16 protein-coding genes are annotated in these 18,785 nt (G+C 51.3%); 4 read left to right on the top strand and 12 right to left on the bottom strand.

Going from position 1 to position 18,785, the window contains the following annotated elements:
- Positions 1-68 precede the first annotated feature (68 nt).
- Positions 69-677, bottom strand: coding sequence for a transcriptional repressor LexA (gene lexA / locus SAQUA_RS01990; protein WP_380677272.1), 609 nt, complete (start codon positions 675-677; stop codon positions 69-71).
- Positions 678-794: 117 nt separating this feature from the next.
- Positions 795-1,169: a diacylglycerol kinase gene (locus SAQUA_RS01985; RefSeq protein WP_380677270.1), complete on the bottom strand. Its 375-nt coding sequence runs from the start codon at positions 1,167-1,169 to the stop codon at positions 795-797.
- A gap of 239 nt (positions 1,170-1,408) precedes the next feature.
- Between SAQUA_RS01985 and plsB the strand changes: the two genes are divergently transcribed.
- Positions 1,409-3,874, top strand: coding sequence for a glycerol-3-phosphate 1-O-acyltransferase PlsB (plsB, locus tag SAQUA_RS01980; RefSeq protein ID WP_380677268.1), 2,466 nt, complete (start codon positions 1,409-1,411; stop codon positions 3,872-3,874).
- 213 nt (positions 3,875-4,087) lie between these two features.
- Here the strand turns inward: plsB and ubiA are convergent, their stop codons facing one another.
- The 6 genes from ubiA to SAQUA_RS01950 form a co-directional block, all read right to left on the bottom strand.
- The gene (gene ubiA, locus SAQUA_RS01975) at positions 4,088-4,954 is read right to left on the bottom strand and encodes a 4-hydroxybenzoate octaprenyltransferase (RefSeq protein ID WP_380677266.1); all 867 of its coding nucleotides are present in this window, start codon (positions 4,952-4,954) and stop codon (positions 4,088-4,090) included.
- Between the two features lie 16 nt (positions 4,955-4,970).
- Positions 4,971-5,492: a chorismate lyase gene (gene ubiC / locus SAQUA_RS01970; protein WP_380677264.1), complete on the bottom strand. Its 522-nt coding sequence runs from the start codon at positions 5,490-5,492 to the stop codon at positions 4,971-4,973.
- A 247-nt stretch (positions 5,493-5,739) separates the two neighbouring features.
- Positions 5,740-6,654 (bottom strand): maltose operon protein MalM, encoded by a 915-nt coding sequence (gene malM, locus SAQUA_RS01965; RefSeq protein WP_380677262.1) that lies wholly within the window; start codon positions 6,652-6,654, stop codon positions 5,740-5,742.
- 124 nt (positions 6,655-6,778) lie between these two features.
- Complete coding sequence (locus tag SAQUA_RS01960) at positions 6,779-8,032, bottom strand: maltoporin (RefSeq protein WP_380678212.1); 1,254 nt, start codon at positions 8,030-8,032, stop codon at positions 6,779-6,781.
- A 32-nt stretch (positions 8,033-8,064) separates the two neighbouring features.
- Entirely contained in the window at positions 8,065-9,180 is a 1,116-nt protein-coding gene (gene malK / locus SAQUA_RS01955; RefSeq protein WP_380677260.1) for a maltose/maltodextrin ABC transporter ATP-binding protein MalK, read from the bottom strand.
- The gene (locus SAQUA_RS01950) at positions 9,173-10,147 is read right to left on the bottom strand and encodes an alpha-amylase family glycosyl hydrolase (protein WP_380677258.1); all 975 of its coding nucleotides are present in this window, start codon (positions 10,145-10,147) and stop codon (positions 9,173-9,175) included. The genes malK and SAQUA_RS01950 overlap by 8 nt, the downstream gene beginning before the upstream one ends.
- A 352-nt stretch (positions 10,148-10,499) precedes the next feature.
- On the opposite strand from SAQUA_RS01950, the gene malE reads away from it, so the two are divergent.
- From malE to malG, 3 genes are all read left to right on the top strand, one after another.
- Complete coding sequence (gene malE, locus SAQUA_RS01945; protein ID WP_380677256.1) at positions 10,500-11,696, top strand: maltose/maltodextrin ABC transporter substrate-binding protein MalE; 1,197 nt, start codon at positions 10,500-10,502, stop codon at positions 11,694-11,696.
- 93 nt (positions 11,697-11,789) lie between these two features.
- Positions 11,790-13,367, top strand: a complete 1,578-nt coding sequence (gene malF / locus SAQUA_RS01940) for a maltose ABC transporter permease MalF (RefSeq protein ID WP_380677254.1) — start codon at positions 11,790-11,792, stop codon at positions 13,365-13,367.
- Positions 13,368-13,379: 12 nt separating this feature from the next.
- Positions 13,380-14,270: a maltose ABC transporter permease MalG gene (gene malG / locus SAQUA_RS01935; protein ID WP_380677252.1), complete on the top strand. Its 891-nt coding sequence runs from the start codon at positions 13,380-13,382 to the stop codon at positions 14,268-14,270.
- 211 nt (positions 14,271-14,481) lie between these two features.
- Here malG and psiE read toward each other — a convergent pair whose 3' ends face one another.
- From psiE to SAQUA_RS01915, 4 genes are all read right to left on the bottom strand, one after another.
- Entirely contained in the window at positions 14,482-14,889 is a 408-nt protein-coding gene (gene psiE, locus SAQUA_RS01930) for a phosphate-starvation-inducible protein PsiE (RefSeq protein ID WP_380677250.1), read from the bottom strand.
- Between the two features lie 228 nt (positions 14,890-15,117).
- Positions 15,118-17,205 carry a YjbH domain-containing protein gene (locus SAQUA_RS01925; RefSeq protein WP_380677248.1) on the bottom strand — a complete coding sequence of 696 codons (2,088 nt, stop codon included), beginning with the start codon at positions 17,203-17,205 and terminating at the stop codon, positions 15,118-15,120.
- Positions 17,205-17,960: a capsule biosynthesis GfcC D2 domain-containing protein gene (locus SAQUA_RS01920; protein WP_380677246.1), complete on the bottom strand. Its 756-nt coding sequence runs from the start codon at positions 17,958-17,960 to the stop codon at positions 17,205-17,207. Before SAQUA_RS01920 ends, SAQUA_RS01925 begins: the two co-directional genes overlap by 1 nt.
- On the bottom strand, positions 17,947-18,588 hold the full coding sequence (locus SAQUA_RS01915; protein ID WP_380678210.1) for a YjbF family lipoprotein: 642 nt from the start codon (positions 18,586-18,588) through the stop codon (positions 17,947-17,949). The genes SAQUA_RS01920 and SAQUA_RS01915 overlap by 14 nt, the downstream gene beginning before the upstream one ends.
- Positions 18,589-18,785 lie beyond the last annotated feature (197 nt).

Genomic DNA, 18,785 nt, shown 5'->3' with positions numbered 1-18,785 from the left:
GTGAGTGAGGAAAGCCAACGCACATGCACATGCAACTTGAAGTATGGCGAGTATATCGGTTGTAACGCTTAAATCCAGTTACCGTTGCGGATCACGCCAACGGCCAAGCCTTCGATAGTAAAATTCTGCTGACGCAGATCAACGACTATCGGCTGAAAGTCACTGTTTTCAGGCAGTAGCTCAACAACGTTACCGTGCTTCTTCAAGCGTTTTACAGTGACTTCGTCTTCAATACGGGCGACAACTACCTGGCCGTTACGCACATCCTGGGTTTTATGCACCGCCAGCAAATCACCGTCGAGAATGCCAATATCGCGCATTGACATACCGCTAACGCGCAACAGGAAATCGGCATTAGGTTTGAATAGGGAAGGATCGACTTTAAAGTACCCTTCGATATGTTGCTGAGCCAGTAGAGGCTCACCTGCCGCGACACGGCCAACCAAAGGCAACCCCTCTTCTTCTTCCATCAGCAAGCGGATACCACGAGAGGCACCGGAGACGATCTCGATTACGCCTTTGCGGGCCAGCGCCTTCAGATGCTCTTCAGCAGCATTTGGCGAACGGAACCCCAGACGTGTTGCGATCTCGGCACGCGTCGGTGGCATACCCGTTTGAGAAATATGATCGCGAATCAGGTCATAGACCTCTTGCTGTCTGGTCGTTAGTGCTTTCATTCCGCCCCCTGTTTGTTTATACAGTCTTGCTGTGAGTATATACAGGTAACTCTTGATTGGGAACCTAAGAATGAATAAAAATCAGGGATTAGCGCCCCCATTGACAACATTATCGCTTCAGTTTCCAACGAAATGCAGCCAAAGCACCGAGCCCCAAACAAACAACGCCAGAATAATCGCCAACGATACCGCCGCAGAGCCCATGTCTTTTGCTCGCCCTGATAATTCGTGATAGTCCGTCCCGATACGATCAACCACAGCCTCAATAGCACTGTTGAGTATTTCGACAATCATCACCAGCAGCACCGAACCAATTAATAAAATGCGCGCTATCGCCCCGACATCCAGCCAGCTCGCCAGTATGATAGCCAGCACGGCGGCAACCAGTTCCTGACGGAATGCGGCTTCATTGTGCCAGGCGGCGGATAACCCTTTATATGAATAACCCACGGCTTTGACGATACGCTTCAGGCCAGTTGCTTGATTTGCCATGTTAAGAGCACCTTTTACAGAGGTAAGTGATATAGCCACCATCATTCAGGCTGCGGGCTTATGACTTGCTATTTACTGAGTAACGCAGTGGTCAGTGCTGCAAGCTGGCATGCATGCGGTATAATCTAGTTAAGTCTATCCTTTGCCCTTGATGGCTCTGGATTTCCCAACACCAAAGACCCATTTTCCGGTTTCTGGTATGCTTGCGGCGGATTGCTAACAAGAGGCTTCATGTTGTTATGTCAGGTTGGCGTATAATTTATTATAAGTTATTGAGTTTACCAATGAAACTGTTGGTAAAAAGTAAGGTTATCCCTTCAGATCCGGTCACGGAGTTAGGGTTGGATCCCTCTCGGCCGATTTTGTACGTTTTACCCTATAATTCCAAAGCGGATTTGTTGACTCTGCGCACCCAGTGCCTGGAGCAAGATCTGCCCGACCCCCTTAAACCGCTCGAAATCGATGGCACCATTCTGCCTAGCCACGTGTTTATTCACGATGGTCCGCGTGTATTCCGTTATTACACGCCTAAAGAAGAGTCGGTAAAACTGTTCCATGATTATCTGGACCTGCATCGTAGCAACTCGGACCTTGATATTCAGATGTTGCCGGTATCGGTAATGTTTGGCCGCTCGCCGGGGCGCGAAGGCCATGGGGCACCACAGCTGCGTCTGCTGAACGGTGTGCAGAAATTCTTTGCCGTATTATGGTTGGGCCGAGACAGCTTTGTCCGCTTCTCCAATACCGTTTCTTTACGCCGCATGGCAACCGAACACGGTACAGATAAATCTATAGCACAGAAACTGGCTCGTGTGGCACGTATGCACTTCTCGCGCCAGCGTTTGGCCGCCGTCGGGCCTAGCCTGCCTGACCGCCAGGATCTGTTCAATAAACTGCTGGCTTCCAAGGCGATTGAAAAAGCCGTTGAAGACGAGGCGCGCAGTAAAAAGATCTCTCACGAAAAAGCGCAGCAGAATGCGATTGCATTGATGGAAGAGATTGCCGCCAACTTCTCCTATGAAGCGGTGCGTCTGTCCGATCGTGTACTCAGTTGGACTTGGAACCGTTTGTATCAGGGCATCAACGTCACCAATGCTGAGCGCGTGCGTCAATTGGCGCAAGATGGCCACGAGATTGTCTATGTCCCCTGCCACCGCAGCCATATGGATTATCTGCTACTTTCTTATGTGCTCTACCACCAAGGGCTGGTGCCACCGCACATTGCTGCGGGTATCAACTTGAATTTCTGGCCTGCCGGGCCGATTTTCCGTCGCTTGGGCGCGTTCTTTATCCGTCGGACTTTCAAAGGTAACAAACTCTATTCCACCGTCTTTCGTGAATATCTCGGTGAGTTGTTCACGCGCGGTTACTCGGTTGAATACTTTGTTGAGGGGGGACGTTCCCGGACTGGCCGCCTGCTGGATCCGAAGACCGGAACTCTTTCAATGACTATCCAGGCCATGTTGCGTGGCGGCACTCGCCCAATCACGTTGGTTCCCATTTACATCGGCTACGAGCATGTGATGGAAGTGGGTACCTACGCCAAAGAGTTGCGCGGGGCGACCAAGGAGAAAGAGAGCCTGTTGCAGATGCTGCGTGGCCTGCGCAAACTGCGCAACCTCGGCCAGGGTTACGTCAATTTTGGTGAGCCGCTGTCATTAACTTCTTACCTTAACCATCACGTCCCGCAGTGGCGCGACTCCATCGATCCAATCGATACCCCACGCCCAAGCTGGTTGACGCCAGTGGTCAACGATCTGGCGAGCCAGATCATGGTACGCATCAACAACGCTGCCGCTGCCAACGCCATGAATCTGTGCTCCACAGCATTATTGGCCTCGCGCCAGCGTTCGCTGACCCGTGAGCAATTGATTGAGCAGTTGGATTGCTACCTGCAACTGATGCGTAATGCGCCTTATGCTCGTGACGTAACGGTGCCTTCACAAACGCCGGAACAGTTGTTGGATCACGCGTTGAACATGAACAAGTTCGAGGTGGAAAAGGATAATATCGGTGACATCATCATTCTGCCGCGCGAACAGGCAGTACTGATGACGTACTACCGGAACAACATCCACCACCTGCTGGTTCTGCCATCGCTGATTGCTACTATCGTGATGCATCACCGCCGCGTGTCACGGGTTGAACTGTTGCGTCAGGTGAGCCTGATTTATCCGATGTTGAAAGCTGAGCTGTTCCTGCGTTACGAGAAAGATCAATTGCCGCAGGTACTGCAGCCGTTGATCGATGAGCTGGCACGTCAAAGGTTGATCTGTGATAAAGGGGACGATCTGGTGCTGAACCCGGCACGTATCCGTCCACTGCAACTGCTGGCTGCCGGTGTGCGTGAAACCTTGCAGCGCTATGCGATCGCCATGTCGATCCTCAGCGCAAATCCAAGTATCAACCGCGGGGCGCTGGAGAAAGAGAGCCGCATTATGGCGCAACGTCTGTCGGTGCTGCATGGCATCAACGCGCCAGAGTTCTTCGACAAAGAGGTGTTCTCCACCCTGGTGGCCACCCTGCGAGAAGAAGGCTATATCAGTGACAGTGGAGATGCCGTCCGCGAGCATACGATGGAGGTCTACACCATTCTGAGCGATCTGATCACCCCGGAAATCAAGCTGACGATAGAAAGCGTCAGTATGCCGGAAGAAACCAGCACGCCGCAGATAGCAGCCAAAACGGAAAAAGAAGACGAGTAACGCAGGTTACCGACTGACTGGGCACCCAATGGGTGCCCAGAGGTTGATGACAAAGTCGCCTTCTGACCCGAGATACTCGGGCCTAGCGCACCGAGGGGCGCTCCGACGGCTTACGCCGTTACGACCCCATCGGCACGCTCTCCCTAATAACGGGGTTTGTCAGCAGTCTGTGGGCACCCAATGGGTGCCCTTTTTACCTCTGCAGCAGGGTAATCAGAGATAGCTGAGCGCAATACCGATAAACAGCACCAGCCCGACATAGTTGTTATTCAGAAAGGCCCGGAAGCAGGCGTCGCGATCGCGGCTGACTATCTGCTTTTGTTGATGAATAAACAGTGCGCCAGCCAACAGCAGCGACCAATAAAACGCGCCCCCCAGATGCATCAACCAACCCACACCAAGCATCAGCAACAGCGTAACAAACTGCAGTATACCGACAATTAACTTGTCATGACGGCCAAACAGCACGGCCGTAGACTTGATACCAATCTTTAAATCGTCATCGCGGTCGACCATGGCGTACAGGGTATCGTAAGCCACCGTCCAGCAAATATTCGCCATGAACAGCAACCAGCAGCTCAAGGGGAGCGACTCACTGACCGCAGCATAAGCCATGGGGATCGACCAGCCAAATGCCGCACCGAGTACCACCTGCGGCAGATTGGTAACCCGCTTCATAAACGGGTAAATCCAAGCCAGCGCCAATGCCGCCAACGACAGCCAAATAGTCATGCTATTCAGTGTCAGTACCAGTGCAAAAGAAATCAGTACCAATGAAACAAACAGAATTTTGGCTTCTTTTTCACTGACGCGGCCACTGGGCATTGGCCGCCCAGCCGTGCGCTTCACATGCCCATCAAATGCGCGGTCAGCATAGTCGTTCACCACACATCCGGCAGCACGCATTAGAAAGACGCCAAGCACAAAAACCAGCAACACCGAGAATGATGGAACCCCTTCTCCCGCTAGCCAAAGTGCCCATAATGTAGGCCAAAGCAACAACAGCGTGCCGATGGGTTTATCAATGCGCATCAGGTGGCTATAGGCCTGCCACTTACTTTGAACTACGCTCCCTTCCACGATTTTTCTCCCATTATCATACCGGAGTACCCTTTTCCACGGCGTACAGTGGAGAAGCCGGTAAAAATAGCTCCGTCAGCAACAGTGGTTTCCCCGCCAGGCAGAGCCGGGAACGCCGCGCCCACAATGCATTCTGGCGGCCAACGTTGATATAATCACGGGTCAGGCTGTCACTACTGAACAAATAGCGGCCTAGTGGCACGGTTCCCAGATCCACCAGCGCCTGGTCCGGTCCGGTCAGCGTTTCCAACGGGATCACTGTCCGCCCCAATAACCAGGGTTCCCCATCCCCCAGCAGTACGATTTCACGCAACCAATAACGCTCACTATGCGGTAGATGCGTGGCCTCTTCGGTCAGGCTGTCACGCGTAACAAAACATTCGCGCTGCGGTTCTACATGCACGCGACCACAATGGCCTTCGAAACGGCGGGTCATGGATCCCAGTTCCATCAGCCAGTCACTGACAGAAGCAGGTATTGAGGAGTGCTCAGACAACCACTCAATGGGCGGTAGGATGGAATCCCTATTACCAGACATTGTTCTACTCCATGCCGGAAACCGCGCAGAATGGCCTCGTTCCAGACAATACAAATCGTTAACAGGTTGCTATTGTAACGCAGAAATACGAAAGCGGCAGGTCGATTCGTTAAGAAGTCTGTCTGGTGCTTAACCTGAAGGATGGGGAGGAAAACGCTACGCCGTTGTTGGGAAATAACTCAGCGACAGGCAAAAAAGGTGCGCCGAAACGCACCAATCATAAAGCCAGCATCGACGGTGTGGGGTATTACCCCTTGCCTTTCACACTGCCAATAAATGTATCACGTGCAGTAGTAGAACCCAGTTTTTCAGCCTCATTCATCAGTTTTAGTGCTTTATCAATATCGCCAGCCTTGACTGCCTGTTTGATGCCGTTATTGAAGTAAGCTTCGGTATCATTGAGCATTGGCTCAGACGGCGCTGAAGAGGTTGGGGCTGGAGCAGCAACTGGCGATGCGGCAGAGCCAACAACAACTGGCGCAGGTGCTGGGGAACTGACCAGCGGCAAGCCAATCATGACGCTCCCCATATTCTGCTCTGAGCGAACTTTCAGATTCAGTTCCCCCGTTGGACTATGTCGGGCAATTGGATCGGGAATATCAGGCACCGCATTGCCTACACCCATTGCATAAGCCTTGGCGGGATCGAGGAGTTGAGTAGTTGTCGCTAGATCCTGGCGGGTTGTGTAGACCAGTAGGTAAATCTGTTTTTGCCCCAACGCGGGGGTCAATTTTATGGTGCCTTCCAAGCGGTCGCTGGACATCACACCCGCACGTTCGTACGGAAAGTAACTGCTGGGATAAAATGCGGCAGGCCGTAACTGTTCATCCAATACCAGTACGCTAGGTGAAAACAGGCTACGATCATTTACCAGACTGCTGAGGGTAATTTCCAAGGTACCGCGGTCAGCAGGCAGGGTAAAACCGGCCACTTGCCCCTGAATATCACCTTGAGTCACTCTCTGACTCGAATCAGTAATTTTAAAACTCTCACTGGCTGGCGGTATTACCGGCGTCCAGGACAACTTTTGTAAAGTCTCGTGGGAGATGGTTGGTGCAACCGATATATCCGCAGGAGCATTGAATGACGCGGCTTGTGCCATCAGCGGTAATGCTGAACCGCAGACCAGTGACAGGTATAAAGCGAGTAGATTTTTTTTCATTGTAATAGCCCTTCCAAAAAGAGGCGGGAAGACTGACGTGCAACTGGCAAGAGCGCACGTCAGCCAAACTGATTAATGAAGGATTAATGCAGCCACACCTCTCGGCCAGCTGCATGTCTACTGATTACCACCAGGCCTCGAATTGCGCACCGAAGGTCACTTCACTATCACTGCCACGGCCGCCATTATTGACCGCTACCCCGTTGACATTGCCCCACTTTTCATCCCAGTTGGCATAGGTGGCGAAAACACGCAGTGCCGGACGCGACCAAATGCTGTCACCCGCCTGCCACTGTTGAGCCAAGGTCAGTTTATACTGGCTGTTGCGATCGTCGGTTTTTTGAGACCGGACGTTGTCATAGCCAGCTTCAAACAGCGTACTCATGATTGGAGTCCACTTGTACATTGGACGGATACCCACGGTGTACCAGGTAGTTCCGTTGTCGTTGTCCAGATTGATGTTCTGGTACATACCGACGTACATCATTTCCCAATCGTCGCCCATCTTCACTGCGCCGTGGTCCAACAAACGCAGCATATGGCCGTCGTTATTGACGCTGGCACCCTGGCTGTGGCCTGAGTTCCATGAAGTCATTGAGTCGGTAGCGTACTGCACAACGAACTTGTTAAAGCCGCCGAACATACTCTGAGTGTGTTCTAACGTGGCCATTACGCCATCTTTAGATGCACCTTCGGCCAGCTTGAAATCGTCTGCAGTATTTGCCCTGCCATAGTCGAAACCGAGTTCCAACGTACCACCAGGGTTGGTTTCCAATCCTGCCAAGCGCACATCGTATACGTCGTTAGAAGTTTTAGACTCATCTGAAAGCTGGTTGTTAATCCAGCGATATGATCCGCCTTCTTCTGTACTACGGGTAACGGCAAACGACAGTTTACCAAAGCCCAGATCGACGTTTTCCAGACCGGCACCCGGGCCAGAGATATCCCAGTAGTAGAAGTCGATCATATGGACATCATGACGCTGATAAAAACGCTTACCCGCCCAGATGTTAGCGCCTGGTAATGCAGCAATCAGGTTTTTACCCTGTACGTTGATTTCACGTAAAGCAGGATTGGTAGCTTCCCAGTCATTTTCCTGATCGATACCGTAAGCTAGGTTGGAGTCCAGGTAAAAGCTCTTATCACCGTCTTTCCACAACTCTTGACCCAGCTTTAATTCCGCATATGTATCGCATTCGTTACCAAGACGATACTTGCTTTGTGCTCCGGTAGCCTGGAAGCATTGTTGTTTACCACCGCTACCGGTCCAACCGATACCGGAACGTGCGTAACCATGGAAATCCACTGCCATTGCTTGTGTAGATAAAACTCCCGCGGCAATAGCCAGCGCCAAAGGAAGTTTGCGCAGAGTAGTCATCATTATTCTCCTGTTATACAAACTTTGATGCTTTAAACGCCCGGTTCCTGATGCAGCCGTTTACACGCTGTACCGTCCTCACGGAACAAGTGGCAGCGGTGCGGCGGCAACCCTATAGCGAATGTTGCACCTTCTTCTACCAGCACCACGTCGTTCTGGCGGTACACCAGGTTCTGACGGATTTCTGGAATTTGAATATGAATCTGGGTTTCATTGCCGAGCTGTTCCACCACCTGAACTTCCCCCATCAGCGCGACTGCTGATTCAGAGCTCGGTAGCAGATGTTCAGGGCGAATACCCAACGACAGATTGGCCCCAACTTCTACGCCCTCAGATTCAACCGGCAGCCACACCAGTTGGCGGTTAGGCATTGGCAGTTCAACCTGCACGCGATTGTGTTCCACGGCGGTAACCTTGACCGGCAGGAAATTCATTTTTGGTGAGCCGATGAAGCCCGCAACAAAGCGGTTGGCCGGGTAGTGATACAGTTCCAGCGGCTTGCCGATCTGGGCAACGCGCCCAGCGTCCAGTACCACGATTTTGTCGGCCAGTGTCATCGCCTCGACCTGGTCATGGGTGACGTAAATCATGGTGCGCTGCAAACGTTTGTGCAGGCGTGAGATCTCAATACGCATCTGTACGCGCAGGGCAGCATCCAGGTTGGAAAGCGGTTCGTCCAACAGGAACACATCAGGCTCTGCCACCAACGTACGGCCAATAGCTACACGCTGACGTTGCCCGCCAGACAGTGCTTTTGGTCGACGGTCCAATAAGTGTGCCAGTTGTAATACTTCTGAAACCTGGTTGACGCGCTGAGTGATTTCCGCCTTTTTTGCCCCTGCCAGCTTCAGGCCAAATGACATGTTGTCGGCCACGGACAGGTGCGGATAGAGCGCATAGGATTGAAACACCATGCCGATACCACGTTCGGAGGGTGGTACCTCATTCATGCGTTTTTCACCGATGAACAGATCGCCGGAGGTGATATCTTCCAACCCGGCAATCATGCGTAGCAGCGTCGATTTACCGCAGCCCGATGGCCCTACGAATACCACAAACTCACCATCATCGATGGTCAGATTGACGTCCCTGGAAATCACAGCCTCGCCAAAGGCCTTATAAACGCTGCGCAGTGTGACGCTAGCCATGCGTTACTCCCCTGCTTTCGCAGTTAACATTTCGTGTAAAAATGGCGGATGCAAAACCCGCCAAAAACCATTGATGACCTTCTTGGCTCTGCGCCATCTGCCAATCCAGAGGAACAGTCGCCTCAGACGGCACAACCGGCTGAGTATAAGGTTGCAGATTGATTAGCGCTTCAACGCATTGATCTTGATGGGTAATAAGTAAACGAAGTACACCATTTTCCTGACTGACAGGGCCCAGCTCGCCATACTGGATCACCGGCAATTTACGCAGCGCCAATAAGGCCTGGCAATAACGTAAAGTTGAGTGGCTATCCTGCTGTTGACGGCTGATCGCCAGCGCCCGATGTTCGATTGCCACTTGTTGATACCAATGAATTTCACCTGCGGTGACCTGTTCCGGCGCCTCATGCCATGGCATGGGTGTTTGCGCTCCGTTTGGGTCCTGCAAATTCGCCGCATGCGGCAACCCCAGCTCCTCGCCTTGATAGAGACAGATCGGTGCTGGCAACAATGCCAGCAGCGTCAGAAAGGCCTGAGCCGAACGGAGGTCGCCCTGCCCCCAATGGCTGACAACACGCGGCTGATCGACTTCGCCGGTACTCCAGATGTTTTCAGCCAGTCGGTTACGATGAGCATTCAACACTGAGACCAGTTTTTCGATACTGAAAGGCGCCACCTCGAGTGCCAAAGCACGGCGCGTATAGTGCTGTTGTGGTGCCGCTGTACGGCAGATACGGCTAACGCCTTCACCGTGCCAAAGTGCCAATCCATGCCCAACCACTTCTGCCTCAGTCCTGGCCGGTAACGCTGCTGGCAACAGCAAACCATCGACCGCCAGCGTCTTCAGGTAAGGCAGTGCGGCCATCATGCCGTGTTCATCGCCAACACCATCACCGTCCCCATCGCGGAAACTGACCGGATGGATCCGGTACAACGTAGGATGAGTAGCGGTAGACATTGACGACATAGATCCAGGCCTCTGCTGCACATGCGGTTAAAAACAATGCTGCCGATAGTGCGTTAATGGCAAGAATGGGTAATCATCCGTAACAGGATTTTTCATGGGGGAGGAGATGGGAGGATGAGAGAACGACGATGAACAACTAAAGTTCCCACCATCAAGCAAATATGTGATCTTCCTAGCAAAAAACACCCATCATTTTGGTGTTTAACGCCACAGAATAGAACGCTTTGCAAGCCAGATCACACAACTTGAGTATGGGGCGTAGATGGGGGGAGGATGAGAATATGGCGGTTTGTGACCCACTATGGGCGCGAAACCGCTCTCCTTACCGCAGTGCACATAAAAGGATTGGATTATGAATCGCAGCATGACAAAAACCGTACGCGCGCTTACGCTTTCTGCGTTAACAACGCTGGTACTCTCCTCTTCAGCCTTTGCCAAAATCGAAGAAGGTAAACTGGTTATCTGGATCAACGGCGACAAAGGTTACAACGGCCTGGCTGAGGTGGGTAAAAAGTTTGAGAAAGACACCGGCATCAAAGTAACCATTGAGCACCCGGACAAGTTGGAAGAGAAATTTCCACAGGTTGCCGCAACCGGTGACGGCCCAGACATCATCTTCTGGGCACATGACCGCTTTGGTGGTTATGCCCAGTCCGGCCTGTTAGCAGAAATCCATCCTTCCAAGGCTTTCCAGGAAAAAATCTATCCGTTCACTTGGGATGCGGTTCGTTTTGACGGCAAAATGATCGGCTACCCGATCGCAGTTGAAGCACTCTCTCTGATTTATAACAAAGATCTGATCAAAGACGCGCCAAAAACCTGGGAAGAGATCCCTGCACTGGATAAAGAGCTGCGTGCCAAAGGCAAGAGCGCCATCATGTGGAACTTGCAGGAACCCTACTTCACTTGGCCAATCATCGCCGCCGATGGCGGATTCGCCTTTAAATTCGAAGATGGTAAGTACAACATCAAAGACGTGGGCGTAGCGAATGCCGGCTCACAGGCTGGTTTACAGTTTATTGTCGACCTGGTGAAGAACAAGCACATCAACGCCGATACTGATTACTCAATTGCCGAGGGTGCATTCAACAAAGGCCAAACGGCGATGACCATCAACGGTCCATGGGCCTGGAACAACATTGAGCAGAGCAAAATCAATTATGGTGTAACACTGCTGCCAACCTTCCAGGGCAAACCGTCCAAACCCTTTGTTGGCGTACTTACTGCAGGCATCAACGCTGCCAGCCCGAACAAAGAACTGGCAACCGAGTTCCTGGAAAACTACCTGCTGACCGATCAAGGTCTGGCTGAGGTAAATAAAGACAAGCCATTGGGTGCAGTAGCGCTGAAATCGTTCCAGGAACAACTGGCGAAAGATCCAAGAATTGCAGCAACCATGCAGAACGCGCAAAACGGCGAAATCATGCCAAATATCCCGCAGATGAGTACATTCTGGTATGCAATGCGTAGTGCCGTGATTAACGCCATCACCGGCCGCCAGACAGTGAAAGCCGCGCTGGAAGATGCACATACCCGTATTACCAAGTAATAGCCTGGCAGTGCCTGCCACTGCCATCAACACGTAGTTCGTTGTGCGGGGTGCCAATGCATCCCGCTGTAATACCCCAGAAAGGAATGCCCTATGCAATTAGCTCACGCCGGTTTGCCAGCGCGAAGAAAATCGAAGTGGTGGCAGAGCGACTTACTGAAGTGGCTGTTTGTTGGCCTGTTCAGTCTGGCGACCTGCTATCTGATTGTGTTGATGTATGCGCAGGGAGAATATCTGTTTGCCATTCTGACGCTGGTATTGGTCAGCGCCGGACTCTACGTGTTCGCCAACCGCCGCGCTTATGCCTGGCGCTATGTCTATCCTGGCATCGCCGGTATGGGGTTGTTCGTACTGTTCCCACTGATCTGTACCATCGCTATCGCTTTCACCAACTACAGCAGCACGAACCAACTGACCTTTGAACGGGCTCAGTCCGTGCTTATGCAGCGCCAGTTCCAAACGGGGAAGACTTTTTCTTTTACGCTGTACCCAGCGGCAAACCAGCAGTGGCGTCTGCAGTTAACTCATCCTGACAATGACCAATTGTTGATTTCCGAGCCCTTCAGCCTGAGTGGCAACACCGCGCAAACGGTGAAACTGGCGGTGGAAAATAGCGAGCCTGGCGGTGAGCGCGCGACATTGCGTGATATTACCCTGAATCGTCAAGCTCTGGGCCAGCTCGTTGCAACCTTACCGGACGGTGGCGAGTTGCGCATGAGTTCCCTGCGTCAGTTCTCCGGTACCAGCCCGCTATACACGCTGGATCAGGATGGCAAAACGCTAACGGATAACCAGACCCAGATCCAATACCGCCCCAACCCGGAGGTTGGTTTCTATCAGGCGATTAATGCCGACGGTAGTTGGGCAAAAGATACCCTCAGCCCTGGCTTTACCGTAACCATCGGCTGGAAAAACTTCTTACGCGTGCTAAACGATGAGGGTATTCAGAAACCGTTCGTTTCTATCTTTGTGTGGACCGTGATGTTCTCGGTAATGACCGTTATCCTCACCGTTGCCGTTGGTATGGTGTTGGCTTGCGTCGTGCAGTGGGAAGCGCTGAAAGGTAAAGCGGTGTATCGGGTTCTGCTTATCCTGCCCTATGCCGTACCTTCATTTATCTCGATCCTGATATTCAAAGGGTTGTTCAACCAGAGCTTTGGTGAAATCAACCTGATGCTCAGTGCGCTGTTTGGTATCAAACCGGCCTGGTTTACCGATCCGATAACGGCCAAAAGCATGATCCTGATCGTTAACACCTGGCTAGGCTACCCGTACATGATGATCCTATGCATGGGGCTGCTGAAAGCGATCCCGGACGATCTGTATGAAGCCTCGGCGATGGATGGCGCAAGCCCGATGCAGAACTTTTTCCGCATCACTCTGCCGCTGTTAATCAAGCCGTTGACGCCGCTGATGATCGCCAGTTTTGCCTTCAACTTTAACAACTTTGTTCTGATCCAACTGCTAACTCGTGGTGGGCCAGACATGATCGGTACCACAACCCCTGCCGGTTATACCGATCTGTTGGTGAGCTACACCTATCGCATCGCGTTTGAAGGCGGTGGCGGACAAGACTTCGGGCTGGCGGCTGCTATTGCTACGCTGATATTCCTGTTAGTTGGCGCACTGGCGATCTTGAATCTGAAAGCCAGCAAGATGAACTTTGACTAAGGGAAAACGATAATGGCCATGGTACAACCTAAATCACAGCGAGTACGTCTGTGGATCACCCACCTTCTGATGCTCAGTTTTATTGCTCTGATTATGTTCCCGCTGCTAATGGTGGTGGCAATATCGCTGCGCTCCGGCAACTTTGCCACCGGTAGTCTGATCCCGGATCAGATCTCTTGGGATCACTGGCGGTTAGCATTAGGCATGAGCATTACCCATGCCGATGGTAGCGTAACCCCGCCGCCCTTCCCGGTGCTGTTGTGGCTGTGGAACTCGGTTAAGGTTGCGGCGATCACCGCCGTAGGCATCGTGACGCTCTCCACCACTTGTGCCTATGCGTTTGCCCGCATGCGTTTTCGCGGTAAGAGTACCCTGCTGAAAAGCATGCTGATCTTCCAGATGTTCCCAGCAGTCCTGTCGCTGGTGGCACTGTATGCGCTGTTCGATCGTCTGGGGCAGTACATTCCTTTTATCGGCCTCAATACGCATGGCGGGGTAATTTTTGCCTATATGGGCGGTATTGCGCTGCATGTCTGGACGATTAAAGGCTATTTCGAAACCATCGATAACTCGCTGGAAGAAGCTGCCGCACTGGATGGTGCCACACCGTGGCAGGCATTCCGTCTGGTGTTGCTACCACTTTCCGTACCGATTCTGGCAGTAGTATTTATTCTGTCGTTTATCGCTGCGGTCACCGAGGTGCCAGTCGCTTCCCTGTTGTTGCGTGACGTAGACAGCTACACGTTAGCCGTGGGTATGCAGCAATACCTCAACCCGCAAAACTACCTGTGGGGCGACTTTGCTGCTGCTGCGGTGCTGTCGGCAATCCCGATCACTGCCGTGTTCTTGTTGGCACAACGTTGGTTGGTTGGGGGCCTGACAGCTGGAGGTGTGAAAGGCTAGTTTTATATCGGGCTCGTTTGAGCCCGATGCTGTAAAGATCGCTGCAATACTTTTGATGTATTTTTCTCGCTTTGCCCTATGGACTTCAAGTTATATAACCGTGCCCATTCACCGGAGTTGGCTAGAGGATGAGAACGACACCGTAGCTTGAAACAACCTGTGTCTTTGGCGGCCTTCGCTGGGCCGCCATTTTTATCCCTGTCAGTTTACCTTACTGCCGTTTCAGCCGGTCACTGTTAGCCAGGTACAACGTCACGACCAGTAGTAAAATTGCTCCGGCATAAATCAGCGTATCGAAAGGGTTTTTGTGATCAACGATGATCAAACGAATAATCGCGGTAATACCAATGTAGATAAAGTAGCGCAGCGGAAAATGATATCCCGACTCAAAATACTTGACAATCAAGGCGATAAATTCGAAGTAAAGGAAATAAATCACAATCCCTTCAATCAGCAGATATGAAGAGGACGCCTCATTGTTAACAAATAGCACTTTGGCTAAATGAAAGGTTTCCTTAACTAAAAAAACCACCAGAATTGCCGCCAACAGCAACAATCCGAGATTTAATACCCGCTGCAATCCCTTCGCTACCACCAGCGAACGCGATGTGTTTGCCATGACTACCCCTATCGACTAATTGTTTATTTGAGAAAAACGCCAACATCGGCTTTTCTTAAAACTTGCCGCCAGCCTATATATTAAATAATTCAGGTTGCAGCAAAAAGGCGACAAGCGTCGGTTCGCAGAGGGAATTTTCAACAATGGAGGTGAAGCGGTAAGCCACAGCTTGAAGTTGCTAGGATTTAAGCGGAGGGATCATGCAAGATCCCTCCGAGATAGACACAACTAGCGGAAATTAATATCCCGATCGGAAGTCATGCCATACAACCGATATTTGCGCCCCAGCATCTGACCACCATCGCGAGTGAGTGGTGACCAGTTGACCTGGACACGGTTGCGCGAAGGCGTAACGGTCATCAACTCTAACGGGATTGAAATGTAGAAACCCTTGGTGAATGACCCTTCACCATACTCTTCCCGTGAAGCGTTTGTCATAGTGGCATAAGCACCAACCAAAACACCGCTGTCAAAGCGCTTAGCAATATCGACGGTTGCACCTTTGTCTTTGGCCAGATACTGACCTACGCTCACTGCAACCTGTATATCATCAGCAAAAGGCGGTCTCCAATACCCGGTAACATGGCCTGTCACGACATCGTAGTCCGCGAAGCGCATCATGTCTTTCCAATCACGCTGTTTCACCCAGTTGGCATTGACGCCGACCGCCCATTGGCTATCCAGAGGACGATACAACATTTCTGCACCGACGCCACCAAACATACTCTCCAGATATCCCCCATAGACCTGACCATATAAGCCATTACCAAAGGACTGGAAGTAGTTGGTTTGCAGATCGTTGATATATACATTGTTTTGAACGTACTCGCGAATATAGGTACGTACGCGAGGCAACTGGGAGTCTGGCGGCGGAGCCGTATAGTTAAATCTATCGTAGTTGTTCGTCAGGTTAGCAAATACGCTGCCGCTGGTTAATAAATGGTCCGTCACCCACCAACTGGCACTGCCCAATAACCCAATCTGGTACATATAGAATGACTCGGATCCCCCTATCGATTGGGTTAACGTAGGAGATAGTGTGAAACGTAACGCATCATCTTTGATGTAATAACCTTGCTGCGTCTCTTGTGGCAGTTGAGGATCGATGCGTTTCTGCTGCAGCACCTGCTCATGCCCCAATGGGTACCCTTCCAGTTGGGCACGTAAGCTCTTCACATCGGTACGCGTGGTGACTTGCGGCATGTTGTTACGCGTTTCAGTCACCTCCAGTGTATCTATACCTTCTGGAAGATGATTCATCAGAATACGGTTCGCCCGATCAACCCCTTCCTCAGAATAACGGTATTTGGTCTGCGCACCTGTCATGTAAAGGGTATTATCTTTAACCTGGATCTTAGGCGCAGCAAAGCCCGCATTATCCTCAAGATCGCTCAGTTGATTGGCCACCACATTCTGCTCCAACACTTTGCCCTGCGGGCTAGGCTGGTAGTCAGGTTTTGGCTGATCAAGATGAGTTTGTGATAATTGATTAAAATTGGTGCGTAAGGTAAACCCGGTCATAAAGGTATTCCCACGCTCATAACTCACATTAACATCAGCCCAATCCGTTATGCGATAGACGGCGCCAAAGTTGAACTTACTGTCCTGCTTGAGTTTACCCGCAAAATCACCGCGATAGTCATTACCCTCATATTCCATTTTCAGGCGCAGTGGCTGCCAGGGCGTTTGATACTCAACCCCGCCAAACAGCGAGGCGGGCCCCCGGAAAGAACTGCTGATATCAACTGTACCAGTAGTAATCTCGCCATTTTCACGGTGGCAAAAACGGTTACCGACGTCACACAACGGATTCCTGATATTGCCGCTGTTACCCAGATAGCCCCACCCCATACCCAAGGTAAAATCCAACGGGCCCCAGGCTTTGCTTGCAACCAGATATTCACCGTCAAACAGCCCGGTACCACCAATATCCCGCATACCCACAGAAACATCCGGCAGCCAATACCCTTCCTGCCAAAGGCGTACTTTCACATCCAGGGATTTGTCTTTATAAGTCTGATCGCCGCTGAAAGAGGGATCATTACTGTATTTACGCGTCCGCACATCGGTGTAGCGAAGGGTCGTTTCCAGCCAAGGCATCGGTTGGATGGATACAGAATAAAAACGGTATTGGTCATTATCGCGGTAGTTAAAGCTGAATTCGCCCTCTTCTGCCATACGGGCGCTTGGGGTCTGCAGCAAACCGACACCGCCGAAATCAGTCTGAGAGGGTCCAAGAATTGCCGGGTATGAAGCCGCCTGACAGGCGCTCGCAACAGACAGCGCAACTAGGCTAAGTAAGTAACGTTTTTTCATCAGTCTGGGATCCGGTGCGTCAATAACGAAATAATTTGCTCGTTGATGTCTTTATAATCTTTAGGCAGTGCGGAAACGGCAAACCCGAGAAATAAAACATCCCCTGGCGTCAATTCATTATGCTGCCGATTCCAGTAGGCAATCGGAACAGGTTGCGCCTTCCCCTGTGCAGTGATAATCCAGGCGTTACTATTCTCAGACCCCTTGAGAGTCTTAAGCCCGTCAAGGTAATCGCTGACGTCTTTCCCAGGCAGGTAATCTCGCTTGCCGTTAGGCGCCAATGCCCCCAATACCTTTACGCTATGCGGTGCTGGTGCCAAAAACAGCTGATACTCTCCAACCAACCGATGGTTTTGGTCTGGACGCAGCTGCAGAAAATCAGGATCAAGTTGCACAAATTGGCGGCCAACAACGTTAAGCTCGGCAATTTGCGAACGAACAGTGTCTACCGTAGACGCCAGGGACGCATCATCCTCGCTCCGCAAGAGCGAACTGAGCTGAGCAAGGCGGGCCAATAACTGTTGTTTCTTCTGCTGCTGGATCTGGGTTGCGCCGCGTTCAGCAATTGCGGCACCTTGCCACCAAATATCGCCGGGTAAGGCCGGGTTGTTAACCACCAGATCTTCTAAAGTTGGCACATTCTCTAACGTGAACGATGCCTTGCCTGGATAGGAAACCGTTATTCGGCTATCTGCAATCGCAACGTTAATAAACAGGCACAGTAATGCGCTGAAAAGCAGATTAATCTTTTTCATTATGCCTCTGCTTCAATATTGTAATTTCAATCGGGAAATAGTCCGCGCCCAGAGATTGCAATGACTTAGTCACTTTGCCAGTCTGAGGGTCTATCCAAAAGCGATTCACCCAGCTTTTGCCCAAGTCATCAACATCAACCTTCTCTTCAATAAGATGGTACATCTGGCGTTTCCCACCAATAACCAGAGGATCATCTGCTAATCGATGAAATACGGATTTGGCGTAGCCAGAACGGACCAGGCCTTCTTCAGTCCAGGAGAGCATGTATGACCAACTAGCTCCATCGACCAATCGCCTTGGGTCTGCCAAGGGATCTTGCTCAAGATTAGAGACGCTGAGCAAATTATCATTCCACTCCAGCGTTTTGACGACTCGTCCGTTTCTTAACACCATCAGAGTACGGTCCTGACTGACCCATTTTTCTTCGCCGTTTTCAAACGCGCCGAGCACCATCACTATCTGTTGCTGTCCATTAATACGAACATACGCGCTAGGCACGGAAAGGCTCTGGATCTCCTGATCTGTCAGTTCAATGTCCGACGACTCAAATAAGAGATGATAGATAGTATCATTAACGTTTTTTTGTGACGACGTACAGGCCTGGAGACAAAGGCATATGAATAACAAAGGTAGGTAGCGCAATTGAGCAATCCCAGCACGTAGATAAAAAAAAGAATAACCGCTTTATAGCCTTGGCAGCTGAAGCGACAGAAGTAGTATGACAGCCTTCCATAGCTAACCCTATTGGGCTGTTAACCGTAGCCTTGAAATCTGCTATTGGCAATTACAACCAAGCGCATCATTGACTCAGGTTAACTCGTCAG

It is taken from the genome of Serratia aquatilis (assembly GCF_044865145.1).
In the GTDB taxonomy this organism is placed as follows: domain Bacteria; phylum Pseudomonadota; class Gammaproteobacteria; order Enterobacterales; family Enterobacteriaceae; genus Chania; species Chania aquatilis.
This window is presented reverse-complemented; position numbering and strand designations above follow the sequence as displayed.